The 13,159-nt window shown below is 69.1% G+C and carries 11 protein-coding genes and 1 pseudogene; 10 read left to right on the top strand and 2 right to left on the bottom strand.

What is annotated here, in order from left to right:
- The first annotated feature begins 92 nt into the window (after window positions 1-92).
- The 6 genes from eccD to ABZT93_RS12880 all read left to right on the top strand — a co-directional run bounded on the left by eccD (window position 93) and on the right by ABZT93_RS12880 (window position 7,273).
- A complete protein-coding gene (gene eccD, locus ABZT93_RS12905; protein WP_356102980.1) occupies window positions 93-1,556 on the top strand; it encodes a type VII secretion integral membrane protein EccD in 1,464 nt (487 codons plus the stop codon).
- A 257-nt stretch (window positions 1,557-1,813) separates the two neighbouring features.
- Window positions 1,814-2,101, top strand: a complete 288-nt coding sequence (gene rpsO / locus ABZT93_RS12900; protein WP_005479656.1) for a 30S ribosomal protein S15 — start codon at window positions 1,814-1,816, stop codon at window positions 2,099-2,101.
- Between the two features lie 313 nt (window positions 2,102-2,414).
- Window positions 2,415-4,637 (top strand): polyribonucleotide nucleotidyltransferase, encoded by a 2,223-nt coding sequence (locus ABZT93_RS12895; protein WP_356102976.1) that lies wholly within the window; start codon window positions 2,415-2,417, stop codon window positions 4,635-4,637.
- Window positions 4,634-6,013: a pitrilysin family protein gene (locus tag ABZT93_RS12890; RefSeq protein ID WP_356102973.1), complete on the top strand. Its 1,380-nt coding sequence runs from the start codon at window positions 4,634-4,636 to the stop codon at window positions 6,011-6,013. The genes ABZT93_RS12895 and ABZT93_RS12890 overlap by 4 nt, the downstream gene beginning before the upstream one ends.
- Window positions 6,014-6,065: 52 nt before the next feature.
- Window positions 6,066-6,818 carry a 4-hydroxy-tetrahydrodipicolinate reductase gene (gene dapB / locus ABZT93_RS12885; RefSeq protein ID WP_356102970.1) on the top strand — a complete coding sequence of 251 codons (753 nt, stop codon included), beginning with the start codon at window positions 6,066-6,068 and terminating at the stop codon, window positions 6,816-6,818.
- Window positions 6,818-7,273, top strand: a complete 456-nt coding sequence (locus ABZT93_RS12880; protein ID WP_356102967.1) for a hypothetical protein — start codon at window positions 6,818-6,820, stop codon at window positions 7,271-7,273. Before dapB ends, ABZT93_RS12880 begins: the two co-directional genes overlap by 1 nt.
- A 73-nt stretch (window positions 7,274-7,346) precedes the next feature.
- Here the strand turns inward: ABZT93_RS12880 and ABZT93_RS12875 are convergent, their stop codons facing one another.
- Entirely contained in the window at window positions 7,347-7,901 is a 555-nt protein-coding gene (locus ABZT93_RS12875; protein WP_356102963.1) for a phage holin family protein, read from the bottom strand.
- Between the two features lie 91 nt (window positions 7,902-7,992).
- A complete protein-coding gene (locus tag ABZT93_RS12870; protein WP_356103572.1) occupies window positions 7,993-8,232 on the bottom strand; it encodes a hypothetical protein in 240 nt (79 codons plus the stop codon).
- Window positions 8,233-8,425: 193 nt separating this feature from the next.
- On the opposite strand from ABZT93_RS12870, the pseudogene ABZT93_RS12865 reads away from it, so the two are divergent.
- The 4 genes and pseudogenes from ABZT93_RS12865 to ABZT93_RS12850 all read left to right on the top strand — a co-directional run.
- A pseudogene (locus ABZT93_RS12865) lies at window positions 8,426-8,716 on the top strand (FAD-dependent thymidylate synthase); the annotation flags it as partial.
- Window positions 8,696-10,075 carry an FAD-dependent thymidylate synthase gene (gene thyX, locus ABZT93_RS12860; RefSeq protein ID WP_356103570.1) on the top strand — a complete coding sequence of 460 codons (1,380 nt, stop codon included), beginning with the start codon at window positions 8,696-8,698 and terminating at the stop codon, window positions 10,073-10,075. The pseudogene ABZT93_RS12865 and the gene thyX, both read left to right, overlap by 21 nt.
- Window positions 10,076-10,286: 211 nt before the next feature.
- Entirely contained in the window at window positions 10,287-11,186 is a 900-nt protein-coding gene (gene dapA, locus ABZT93_RS12855; RefSeq protein WP_356102960.1) for a 4-hydroxy-tetrahydrodipicolinate synthase, read from the top strand.
- 153 nt (window positions 11,187-11,339) lie between these two features.
- Entirely contained in the window at window positions 11,340-13,025 is a 1,686-nt protein-coding gene (locus ABZT93_RS12850; RefSeq protein ID WP_356102957.1) for a ribonuclease J, read from the top strand.
- Window positions 13,026-13,159 lie beyond the last annotated feature (134 nt).

The following is a 13,159-nucleotide window of genomic DNA, read 5'->3' as shown; positions in this document are numbered from 1 at the left end:
GGTAGGGTGACGCTCCAAACGAAGCGCGGAGCGGGTTTCGCCCTGGCAAACCGCGACGAATCACCGAGTACTGGACTAGGGGGAACCGTCAGGTGAGTACGGTTTCAGCAACCGGATTCTGCCGGGTCACGGTGGCGGCACCGAACAGCCGGATCGATGTGGCACTTCCCGAGGATGTGCCGCTCTCTGACGTCTACCCGGAGATCCTGCGGTTGTCGGGCCAGACGCCCGAAGAGGCCGCGCCCACCGGGTACAACCTCGTGCGCAGGGACGGCTCCGTCCTCGACGACGGCCGCTCGCTCTCCGAACAGCAGATACGCGATGGCGAATTGCTGCTCCTGCGGCCGTTCGCGGACTCGCTGCCGCCCGCCGTCTTCGACGACGTCGTCGACGCCGTGGCCGCCGCCGTCGAGGCGGACAGGCGCAGTTGGAACGACGGCATGATGCGGGTCGTCGGTCTGACCGCCGGCGCGCTGCTGCTGACCATGATGGCGCTCGCGCTGTGGTTCTCCGAGCCGCTGCGCCACGACATGCACGGCCTGCCCGGCGTCATCGCCGGAGTCACCGGCGTCGTCCTCGTCGCGCTCGCCTCCGTACGCGCGCGTGTCTACGACGACGACCACGCGGCCGTCGCCCTCGGACTCGCCTCGCTGCCGCACCTGATGGTGGGCGGCTCGGGCGTCATGAGCCTCGACGCGGGTGAGGGCCCGGGCCGGCTGAACCTCCTTGTCGGCTTCGCCGTCGTCCTCGTCGCCGCGGTGCTGCTCGTCCTGTTGCTGCCGCAGAAGGACGCCCCCTTCATCGCGGCCGCGTTCGGCGCCGCCATCGGCGCCGTCGCCACCTTCGCCGCGATCGTCTCCGAGGCCGAGCCGCGCGAGACGGCCGCAGTCACCGCCGTCGTCATGATCGCCGTCATCGGCTTCCTGCCCGGCTGGTCCGCCCGCTTCTCCCGGCTGCCCATCGGCTTCCGCTCGCCCGACCAGATCGCCAAGCGCGGCCGCGCCGAGGACCAGCAGGAGCAGGAGCCGGTCGACTACCAGCTCATCACCGACCAGGCCCGCCGCGGTCACGAACTGCTGCTCGGCCTCGTCGGCGGCTGCGCCGTCACCGGCGTGGCCTCCGCCGGTGTGGTCCTCGGCTTCTCCAGCAGCGGCTGGGCCCAGCTGCTGTCGCTGGCGGCCGGCCTCGCCATGCTGATGCGTGCCCGGCTCTTCCTGTACACGTCCCAGGTCGTGACCCTGATGATCTCGGGCATCATCACCGTCAGCCTGCTGGTCCTCGGCCTCGCCCTGAACCCGCCGGCGGACATCATCAAGGAACTGGTCTACGACCACAACAGCGCCCCGCTCGACATCCGCACCGTCTGGCTCTCCGCCGCGGTCGCCCTGGGCGCCACCCTCCTCGTGGCCATCGCCCTGATCGTGCCGCGCAAGGGCGTCACCCCCTTCTGGGGCCGGATGCTCGACCTGAGCGAGGGCGCGGTGCTGCTCTCCCTCGTCCCGCTCTGCCTCGCCGTCCTCGACCTGTACGCGGCGGCCCGCGGCATGACCAGCTGACGTCCGGCCCGAGCAGTTGACAGCGGCTGTCACCCACATGGGTGGCAGCCGCTGCGCCGTCCGTACGACGACGGCGTGGGCCGGGGCACCGCCGCCGGGCTGGTACCCTGGCTGACGGCCGTTTGTGTACGCACCCCCGGAGCCGATCGCTCTGGAGGCCGCGCCCAGCGGATCCCCGCCTCCCGAGTAACGGAAGCTCCCCTGAGAAGTGGACCAGGGGCACTCGGTGGCTACCCAAGAGACTACGAGGAGTACGCGTGTCGCTCGACGCCGCTACGAAGAAGCAGATCATCACCGAGTTCGGTACCAAGGAGGGCGACACCGGCTCCCCCGAGGTCCAGGTCGCGATGCTCTCGCGCCGTATCTCGGACCTGACCGAGCACCTCAAGACCCACAAGCACGACCACCACTCCCGTCGTGGTCTGCTGATCCTGGTCGGTCAGCGCCGTCGCCTTCTCCAGTACCTGGCGAAGAAGGACATCCAGCGCTTCCGTGCGCTGGTCGACCGCCTCGGCATCCGCCGCGGTGCGGCGGGCGCCAAGTAGGACGCCGTGAGGGGAGCGGTTCCCGAAACGATCGGGGGCCGCTCCCTTTGCCGTACGTGCGCACCGTACGTACGGAAACGTGCGCAGTGTCACACCCACTTTGTAGTGTGGTAGCACAACGCAGTACCACGAGGAGAAGTGCACCTCGCCGCCGCCGGTCCTCGGTAGTGGCCCCCGGGCCTTGCGAACCCGGGTGCTTCGATCGAAGACCGGCCCGCACCAGATGGAGCGCTTCTCCGCGCACGTCCCCCCGCCACACGGGCGGATCGGGACAAAAGACGATACGCAGACGAAAAGTAACGGAGAGCACCTAGTGGAGAACGAGACCCACTACGCCGAGGCCGTCATCGACAACGGCTCCTTCGGCACCCGCACCATCCGCTTCGAGACGGGCCGCCTCGCCAAGCAGGCCGCCGGCTCCGCCGTGGCGTACCTGGACGACGACACCATGGTGCTGTCGGCCACCACCGCCTCCAAGAACCCCAAGGACCAGCTCGACTTCTTCCCCCTGACGGTGGACGTCGAGGAGCGGATGTACGCCGCCGGCAAGATCCCCGGCAGCTTCTTCCGCCGTGAGGGCCGCCCCTCCGAGGACGCCATCCTCACCTGCCGGCTGATCGACCGCCCGCTGCGCCCCTCCTTCAAGAAGGGCCTGCGCAACGAGATCCAGGTCGTCGCCACCATCATGGCGCTCAACCCCGACCACCTGTACGACGTCGTGGCGATCAACGCCGCCTCCGCGTCCACCCAGCTGGCCGGCCTGCCCTTCTCCGGCCCGATCGGCGGCGTCCGCGTCGCTCTGATCAACGGCCAGTGGGTGGCCTTCCCGACGCACTCCGAGCTCGAGGACGCCGTCTTCGACATGGTCGTCGCGGGCCGCACCCTGGAGGACGGCGACGTCGCGATCATGATGGTCGAGGCCGAGGCCACCGAGAAGACCATCCAGCTGGTCAAGGGCGGTGCCGAGGCGCCGACCGAGGAGGTCGTCGCCGCCGGTCTGGACGCCGCGAAGCCCTTCATCAAGGTCCTCTGCAAGGCCCAGGCCGACCTCGCCTCGAAGGCCGCCAAGCCCACCGGCGAGTTCCCGATCTTCCTCGACTACCAGGACGACGTCCTGGAGGCGCTGTCCGCCGCCGTCAAGCCGGAGCTCGCCTCCGCGCTGACCATCGCGGGCAAGCAGGAGCGCGAGGCCGAGCTCGACCGCGTCAAGGGTCTGGCCGCCGAGAAGCTGCTCCCGGAGTTCGAGGGCCGCGAGAAGGAGATCTCCGCCGCGTACCGCTCGCTCACCAAGCAGCTGGTCCGCGAGCGCGTGATCAAGGAGAAGAAGCGCATCGACGGCCGTGGCGTCACGGACATCCGTACGCTCGCCGCCGAGGTCGAGGCCATCCCGCGCGTGCACGGCTCCGCGGTCTTCGAGCGTGGCGAGACCCAGATCCTGGGCGTCACCACCCTCAACATGCTCCGCATGGAGCAGCAGCTGGACACCCTCTCCCCGGTGACCCGCAAGCGCTACATGCACAACTACAACTTCCCGCCGTACTCCACCGGCGAGACCGGCCGCGTCGGCTCCCCGAAGCGCCGCGAGATCGGCCACGGCGCCCTCGCCGAGCGCGCCCTCGTCCCGGTCCTGCCGACCCGCGAGGAGTTCCCCTACGCGATCCGCCAGGTCTCCGAGGCGCTGAGCTCCAACGGCTCGACGTCCATGGGCTCGGTCTGCGCCTCCACCATGTCGCTGCTGAACGCCGGTGTGCCGCTCAAGGCCCCCGTCGCCGGTATCGCCATGGGCCTGATCTCCCAGGACATCGAGGGCGAGACGCACTACGTCACGCTCACCGACATCCTCGGTGCGGAGGACGCCTTCGGCGACATGGACTTCAAGGTCGCCGGCACCAAGGAGTTCGTCACCGCCCTCCAGCTCGACACCAAGCTGGACGGCATCCCCGCCTCCGTCCTGGCCGCCGCCCTCAAGCAGGCCCGTGACGCCCGCCTCCACATCCTCGACGTGATGATGGAAGCGATCGACACGCCGGACGAGATGTCCCCGAACGCCCCGCGGATCATCACCGTCAAGATCCCCGTGGACAAGATCGGTGAGGTCATCGGCCCCAAGGGCAAGATGATCAACCAGATCCAGGAGGACACCGGCGCCGAGATCACGATCGAGGACGACGGCACCATCTACATCGGTGCCCAGGTCGGCTCGCAGGCCGAGGCCGCCCGCGCCACGATCAACTCGATCGCCAACCCGACCATGCCGGAGGTCGGCGAGCGCTACCTGGGTACGGTCGTCAAGACCACGACCTTCGGTGCGTTCGTGTCGCTGCTCCCGGGCAAGGACGGTCTGCTGCACATCTCGCAGATCCGCAAGCTGGCCGGCGGCAAGCGCGTGGAGAACGTCGAGGACGTGCTCGGCGTGGGTGCCAAGGTCCAGGTCGAGATCGCCGAGATCGACTCCCGCGGCAAGCTCTCCCTGATCCCCGTGATCGAGGGCGAGGAAGACTCCTCCGACGAGAAGAAGGACGACGCCGACCAGTGACGTCCCTTAGCTCCAAGGCGACGGCCCGCACCTCTTCGGAGGCGCGGGCCGTTGCCCGTACCCAAACCCTCATCAAGGGCGAGAACGGCATCGGCACCGTCCGCAAGACCACCCTCCCCGGTGGCCTGCGCATCGTCACCGAGACCCTCCCCTCGGTCCGCTCCGCGACCTTCGGCATCTGGGCGCACGTCGGCTCCCGCGACGAGACCCCGTCTCTGAACGGCGCCACCCACTACCTGGAGCACCTCCTCTTCAAGGGCACACAGAAGAGGAGCGCGCTGGACATCTCCTCCGCCGTCGACGCGGTCGGCGGCGAGATGAACGCGTTCACGGCGAAGGAGTACACGTGCTACTACGCGCGCGTGCTCGACGCCGACCTGCCGCTCGCCATCGACGTCGTCTGCGACATGCTCACGGGCTCCCTCATCCGCGAGGAGGACGTCAACGTCGAGCGCGGCGCGATCCTCGAAGAGATCGCCATGACCGAGGACGACCCGGGCGACTGCGTGCACGACCTGTTCGCGCACACGATGTTCGGCGACAACCCCCTCGGCCGCCCCGTCCTCGGCACGGTCGACACCGTCAACGCCCTGACCGCCGACCGCATCCGCCGCTTCTACAAGAAGCACTACGACCCGACGCATCTCGTCGTCGCGGCCGCGGGCAACGTCGACCACGACAAGGTCGTACGACAGGTCCGCGCCGCCTTCGAGAAGTCCGGCGCCCTCAAGAGCCCGGACGCCACGCCCATCGCCCCGCGCGACGGCAGGCGCGCCCTGCGCACCGCCGGCCGCGTCGAGCTGATCGGCCGCAAGACCGAACAGGCCCACGTCGTCCTCGGCATGCCCGGCCTCGCCCGCACGGACGACCGCCGCTGGGCCCTCGGCGTGCTGAACACCGCGCTCGGCGGCGGCATGTCGTCCCGCCTCTTCCAGGAGGTCAGGGAGAAGCGCGGACTGGCCTACAGCGTCTACTCGTACACCTCCGGCTTCGCCGACTGCGGCCTGTTCGGCGTGTACGCCGGCTGCCGGCCCTCGCAGGTCCACGACGTACTGAAGATCTGCCGCGACGAACTGGACCAGGTCGCCCAACACGGTCTCTCGGACGACGAGATCGGCCGCGCCATCGGCCAGCTGAGGGGCTCCACGGTCCTGGGCCTGGAGGACACCGGCGCGCTGATGAACCGTATCGGCAAGAGCGAGCTGTGCTGGGGCGAGCAGATGTCCGTCGACGACATGCTGACCCGCATCGCGTCGGTCACCCCCGACGACGTCCGCGAGGTCGCCCGCGAGATCCTCGGACGGCGCCCGTCGCTGTCGGTCATCGGCCCGCTGAAGGACAAGCAGGCGGCCCGACTGCACGAGGCCGTGGCCTGATCCACCCGGTCACACCGATCACACCGGTCAAGTCGGTTAAGGAAGCAAGAACATGAGCAAGCTGCGCGTGGCGGTCCTCGGAGCCAGGGGCCGGATCGGCGCCGAGGCGGTCAAGGCCGTCGAAGCCGCCGAGGACCTGGAACTGGTGGCCGCCCTCGGCCGGGGCGACCAGCTGGAGACCCTGGCCGAGACCGGCACCCAGGTGGCCGTCGAACTGACCACGCCGGCCTCGGTGATGGACAACCTCGAGTACTGCGTCGGCCACGGCATCCATGCCGTCGTCGGTACGACCGGCTGGACCGACGAGCGCCTCGCGCAGCTGAACGACTGGCTGGCCAGGTCCCCGCAGACGGGTGTGCTCATCGCGCCCAACTTCTCCATCGGGGCCGTACTGAACATGAAGTTCGCGCAGATCGCCGCGCCGTACTTCGAGTCGGTCGAGGTCATCGAGCTGCACCACCCGAAGAAGGTCGACGCCCCCTCGGGCACCGCCACGCGCACGGCCCAGCTGATCGCCGCGGCCCGCGCTGAGGCGGGCACCGCCCAGGCACCGGACGCCACGGAGACCGCCCTGGACGGCGCGCGCGGCGCGGACGTCGACGGCGTCCCCGTGCACTCCGTCCGCCTGCGTGGTCTGCTGGCCCACCAGGAGGTCCTGCTCGGCGGCGAGGGCGAGACCCTGACCATCCGCCACGACTCCCTCCACCACAGCAGCTTCATGCCGGGCATCCTGCTCGGCGCCCGCCGCGTGGTCACGACCCCGGGCCTTACCTTCGGCCTGGAGAACTTCCTGGAGCTGGGCTGATGCGCGCCAAGCTGTCCTACGCCGTCACGGCCGCCGTCCTGGTGTTCTACTTCGTCCTGGTCGGCAGCCGCGGCGTCATGCTGATCCAGTCCGGCACGCTCATCACCGTCACCTTCGGCGTGGCGGTGCTGATCCTGCCGGTGATCGGTCTGTGGTTCCTGTGGAAGAACACCCAGTTCGTCCGCCGGGCCAACGCCCTCGCCGCCGAGCTCGACGCCGAGGGCGGCCTGCCCGTCGACGAGCTCAAGCGCACGCCCGCCGGCCGGATCGACCGCGACTCGGCCGACGAGGTCTTCGCCAAGCGCAAGGCCGAGACGGAGTCGGCCCCCGACGACTGGCGCAGCTGGTTCCGGCTCGCCGTGGCCTACCACGACGCCCGCGACACCCCACGGGCCCGCAAGGCCATGCAGCGCGCGATAGCGCTGCACGACGGCAGGCCCGTCCAGCAGCCCTGAACCCCGGCTCGTCGAAGGGGGCCGGTCCTGGTGCGGACCGGCCCCCTTCTGCGCTTCGCGTGCCCCTGTCGGGTCAGCCCCGCGCGTGCTCCGCGGCCCAGGCCTCCACCGCGTCCGCGGCCCGGTCGAACGCCTGGCCGCGCGCGACGAAGTCCGCGTTGTGCGTGGTCAGCAGCGGCGGCAGGTCCTCCGGCCCCCGACCCTGCCGTACGAGGGTCAGGGCCTGGCCCTGGACCGTGCGGGGCAGTCCGAGCCAGCGCACGGGCTGCTGTGCCGTGCGCACGGCGACCACCTGCTCCCAGGGCACCGTGCGAGTGAACAGGAAGCCCACCCGTCGCACCCCGCGGGCGCACACCCACACCCCCATGCGCAGCAGCCGCAGCGCGCCGACGATGACGAGCACCGCGATGCCGAACACCACGGCGGCCTCGGTCGGCGAGTCGGTGAGCGCGATGATCACCGCGGCGAACAGCACGTACGAGGCGAGCAGCAGAAGAATCGCCGCCACACCCACCCGCCACGGGCCGGGCCGGTAGGGGCGCCGCCAGCGGTCACGGTTCTCGAACGGCAGAGCGACGTCGTCGTCCGTCTCGAATACGCGGTCGGCCGTCAGGAAGGGCAGGGGCACGGCGGGTCCTCACTCGATCCATACGGTGGGCTGTGCCCGGTGAGGTTATCCGCCGGTGTCCCTGCTGACCACTTCAGGGGGACCGGATGAGTCAGTGCCCCTGGGAGGCCTGCGACTGCTGGTTCTGTGCGGGCGCCTGATCCTGTGACAGCGCCGGCATCCCGAGGACCAGGGACCCCACGAGTCCGGCGACGATGGTGAGCCCTATCAGCCAGCGCCCGGCCATCTCCCCGGCGGATGCCCGCTCACGGGGCGGCGGAGTGACATTGCTGCGGAACCTGTCGGCTTCGGCGACAAAGGCGAACGGTACGGGCTCGCGCCGACGCAACAGCATGGGGGTATTGCTCCCTTCGGGGATCGTGTCAATCACTGCTGTCTGTACAGACGGTCGAGTGCCACAAAAGGTGCCCGGTTGACCCGAATTCACAGAAGGTGTCGTGACCCGGCACCGAACGTCCCGATGTCAGTGGCGGCCCGTAGAGTGGGCGCCGCCCGAGAGAAGTAATCGGAAGGACTCCCGAGCCGTGACCGACACCCCCGCCGACGACCTCAAACCCAGCTTCCGCAGTGACGTCACCGTCGAACTGGTCAAGCACACCGCGTCCGATGCCGACGTGCTGTTCGCCGCCCGAGTCTCGACCGCTGGTGAGCAGTCCCTGGACGAGCTGGGCAAGGACCCGGAGCGCTCCAAGGGTCTGATCAACTACCTGATGCGGGATCGGCACGGCAGCCCCTTCGAGCACAACTCGATGACCTTCTTCATCAGCGCACCGATCTTCGTCTTCCGTGAGTTCATGCGGCACCGCGTGGGCTGGTGTGTGGCCGGCGACACCGAGGTCACGCTGGTCAGCGAAGCGGGCAATGTCCGGCGCCGCTCCATCGCGGACCTCTACAAGCTGTGGCACATCGGCGTCGAGGACCGCCTCCCGCACTCGGCAGGAGGTGTCACCTGGCACGCCCGCGCGGAGAAGTGGATGGCGCAGGTCCGTCGCGCGGAGACCAATCACTACCTGGGCCTGTACGACAGCCGCGAGGCGGCCGACTCCGCCGTGGCGGAATTCCGCGAGCAACATCCGTCCACGCGTCTGCGCAAGCTGGAATCGGTCCGGCGCAGCCACGTCCGTTGCTATGACGAAGAGACACTGACGGCCCACAGGGGCCAGATCCTCGATGTCATCCAGTCCGGGATCAAACCCCTGATCAGGATCACCACCGCCGGCGGCAAGGTGCTGCGCTCCACTGTCGACCATGCGGTCCTGACGCCGGACGGCTGGCGGAAGGCGGGTGAACTCGCGGTGGGTGACGCGGTGATGGCCGCCGGAACCGCGCCTCGCCCCTCGGAAAGGCCGGTGCCTCCGAGCCTTCGTCGCGGTGTGGGGGTCTGGACCTCGATGCAGCGCGACCGTCTGATCGCAGAGACCGACACCTGCCACCTCTGTGGACAGTCCTTTGCCCGCGAGGACCTCGCGCTCGACCATGTCGTGCCCGTCGCCGAGGACCTGACCCGCGCACTCGACGAGCGGAATCTGGCTCCCGCATGCGAGCCCTGCCACGCGGCCAAGAGCGCCGAGGAACAGAAGGTCGCGCGCCGTGGCGGCAAGATCGCCACGGCTGTTCCCGATCCGATCGTGTCCATCGAGCACGACGGCGAGGAGATGACATATGACCTCACCGTGGAAGGCCCCTGGCACAACTTCCTGGCCAACGGCATCGTCGTCCACAACTCCTACAACGAGGAGTCGGGCCGCTACAGGGAACTGCAACCCGTGTTCTACGTCCCTGGCGAGGACCGCAAACTCGTCCAGCAGGGACGTCCCGGCAGGTACGAGTTCGTGGCGGGCACTCCGGCGCAGCAGGAGATCGTCGAGCGCTCGATGCAGGACTCGTACCACCAGGCGTACGAGCGTTACCAGGAGATGCTCGCCGCCGGCGTCGCCCGCGAGGTAGCCCGTTCGGTCCTGCCCGTCGGCCTCTTCTCCTCGATGTACGCCACCTGCAACGCCCGCTCGCTCATGCACTTCCTCGGTCTGCGCACCCAGCACGAGCAGGCGAAGGTGCCGTCCTTCCCGCAGCGGGAGATCGAGATGGTCGGCGAGAAGATGGAAGCGGAGTGGGCGAAGCTCATGCCCCTCACCTACGCCGCCTTCAATGCGAACGGTCGTGTGGCACCCTGACGGACGCCTGTTTACCGGCGGAGCACAGATGTACGGGTCAACTGCCCGAAGTGTCCGTATTGCGGCATTTAGAGAAGTTCATCTAGCCTGATCAAACGGACCCGGCACTGCTTGAACCCCCGAGCAGGCAGTGCCGGGCTCCGCATTTGTCCTGACTTTTCCCGCCCCCCTAGGGCAGACCCCGCCTTGAGCAACGAGTAGCGTGTTACCCATGGCTCCGACCTCCACTCCGCAGACCCCCTTCGGGCGGGTCCTCACCGCCATGGTCACGCCCTTCACGGCGGACGGCGCACTCGACCTCGACGGCGCACAGCGGCTCGCCACCCACCTGGTGGACGCAGGCAACGACGGCCTGATCATCAACGGCACCACCGGCGAGTCCCCCACCACCAGTGACGCGGAGAAATCGGACCTCCTACGAGCCGTACTGGAGGCGGTCGGCGACCGCGCCCACGTCGTCGCCGGCGTCGGCACCAACGACACCCACCACAGCATCGAGCTGGCCCGCACCGCCGAGAGGACCGGCGCACACGGCCTCCTCATCGTGACGCCGTACTACAACAAGCCCCCGCAGGAGGGCCTGTACCGGCACTTCAAGGCCGTCGCCGACGCCGCCGAGCTGCCCGTCATGCTCTACGACATCCCGGGACGCAGCGGTGTGCCGATCAGCACCGAGACGCTGGTCCGGCTCGCCGAGCACCCGCGGATCGTCGCCAACAAGGACGCCAAGGGCGACCTAGGCCGCGCCAGCTGGGCCATCGCCCGCTCCGGCCTCGCCTGGTACTCCGGCGACGACATGCTGAACCTGCCGCTGCTCTCCGTGGGCGCGGTCGGCTTCGTCTCGGTCGTCGGCCACGTCGTCACCCCGGACCTGCGCGCCCTGGTCGAGGCGTTCATCTCGGGTGACGTACAGAAGGCCACCGAGATCCACCAGAAGCTGCTCCCCGTCTACACGGGCATGTTCCGCACCCAGGGCGTGATGACCACCAAGGCGGCGCTCACCCTCCAGGGACTCCCCGCCGGGCCCCTGCGCGCCCCCATGGTGGAGCTCTCACCCGAAGAGAACGAGCAGCTCAAGATCGATCTTGCCGCCGGCGGGGTACAGCTCTAACACCAGACTTCGCGCGCCCGGCGCGCAACCGGACTCAACAACTGAATACGCGGGCCACCGGTGCCCGCACCACAACGACAACTGCTACACGCACGAACGTCACGCACGCCATGTGCCCCACCGGTACGTGGCGTGCGTGGTGAGGAGAGTCTTTTGAGTCATCCGCATCCCGAACTGGCCCCGCCCCCGCCGCTTCCCGAAGGCGGCCTGCGGGTCACCCCACTCGGCGGTCTCGGCGAGATCGGCCGAAACATGACGGTCTTCGAGTACGGCGGCCGCCTGCTGATCGTCGACTGCGGAGTCCTGTTCCCCGAGGAGGAACAGCCCGGAATCGACCTGATCCTGCCGGACTTCTCGTCCGTCAGGGACCGCCTCGACGACATCGAGGGCATCGTCCTCACCCACGGTCACGAGGACCACATCGGCGGCGTCCCCTTCCTCCTGCGAGAGAAGCCGGACATCCCGCTGATCGGCTCCAAGCTGACCCTCGCGCTCATCGAGGCCAAGCTCCAGGAGCACCGCATCCGCCCCTACACCCTTGAGGTGTCGGAGGGGCACCGCGAGCGCATCGGCCCCTTCGACTGCGAGTTCGTCGCGGTCAACCACTCCATCCCCGACGCCCTGGCGGTCGCCATCCGTACCCCGGCCGGCATGGCCGTGCACACGGGTGACTTCAAGATGGACCAGCTCCCGCTGGACGGACGGCTCACGGACCTGCACGCGTTCGCGCGGCTGAGCGAGGAGGGCATCGACCTTCTCCTCTCCGACTCGACGAACGCCGAGGTCCCGGGCTTCGTCCCGCCCGAGAAGGACATCTCGAATGTCCTGCGGCAGGTCTTCGGCAACGCCCGCAAGCGGATCATCGTGGCGAGCTTCGCCAGCCACGTCCACCGCATCCAGCAGATCCTGGACGCGGCCCACGAGTACGGCCGCCGGGTCGCCTTCGTCGGACGCTCGATGGTCCGCAACATGGGCATCGCGCGCGACCTCGGCTATCTCAAGGTCCCCCCGGGTCTGGTGGTCGACGTCAAGACGCTCGACGACCTCCCCGACCACGAGGTGGTCCTGGTCTGCACGGGCTCGCAGGGTGAGCCGATGGCCGCCCTGTCCCGCATGGCCAACCGGGACCACCAGATCCGGATCGTCCAGGGCGACACCGTCATCCTCGCGTCGTCACTGATCCCCGGGAACGAGAACGCGGTCTACCGCGTGATCAACGGCCTGACCCGTTGGGGCGCCAACGTCGTCCACAAGGGCAACGCCAAGGTGCACGTCTCGGGCCACGCGTCCGCGGGCGAGCTCCTGTACTTCTACAACATCTGCCGGCCGAAGAACCTGATGCCGGTTCACGGCGAGTGGCGCCACCTGCGCGCCAACGCCGAGCTCGGCGCCCTGACCGGCGTCCCGCACGACCACATCGTCATCGCCGAGGACGGCGTGGTCGTCGACCTCGTCGAGGGCAAGGCGAAGATCACCGGCAAGGTCCAGGCGGGTTACGTCTACGTCGACGGCCTCTCGGTCGGCGATGTCGGCGAGCCGGCGCTCAAGGACCGCAAGATCCTCGGCGACGAAGGCATCATCTCGGTCTTCCTGGTCGTCGACTCGTCCACCGGCAAGATCACGGGCGGCCCGCACATCCAGGCGCGCGGCTCGGGCATCGAGGACTCGGCGTTCGCCGACGTGATCCCGAGGATCACCGAGGTCCTGGAGCGCTCGGCCCAGGACGGCGTGGTCGAACCCCACCAGCTGCAACAGCTGGTGCGGCGGACCCTGGGCAAGTGGGTCTCCGACACGTATCGCCGCAGGCCGATGATCCTCCCTGTGGTGGTGGAGGTCTGACGCACCGTCGGACACGCGTCCGACTCAACCTGGAGCGGGGGGGGGGGGGGGGGGGGGGGGGGGGGCCCGCCGCGCGACATAGGGTGAGGCCCCCCCGGCGGGGACCGCGCAGGGGGGGGGGGGGGGGGGGCGGC

Source organism: Streptomyces sp. NPDC005303, from assembly GCF_040607335.1.
Taxonomy (GTDB): domain Bacteria; phylum Actinomycetota; class Actinomycetes; order Streptomycetales; family Streptomycetaceae; genus Streptomyces.
The sequence above is the reverse complement of the archived record's forward strand: the minus strand, read 5'-3'. Positions and strand labels throughout refer to the sequence as shown.

What these genes read in the sequence shown, in the direction of transcription:
- dapB (WP_356102970.1), top strand. Translation starts at nt 6,066, where the DNA reads ATGAGCAAGCTGCGCGTGGCGGTCCTCGGAGCCAGGGGCCGGATCGGC.
- dapA (WP_356102960.1), top strand. Translation starts at nt 10,287, where the DNA reads ATGGCTCCGACCTCCACTCCGCAGACCCCCTTCGGGCGGGTCCTCACC.
- ABZT93_RS12880 (WP_356102967.1), top strand. Translation starts at nt 6,818, where the DNA reads ATGCGCGCCAAGCTGTCCTACGCCGTCACGGCCGCCGTCCTGGTGTTC.
- thyX (WP_356103570.1), top strand. Translation starts at nt 8,696, where the DNA reads ATGCGGCACCGCGTGGGCTGGTGTGTGGCCGGCGACACCGAGGTCACG.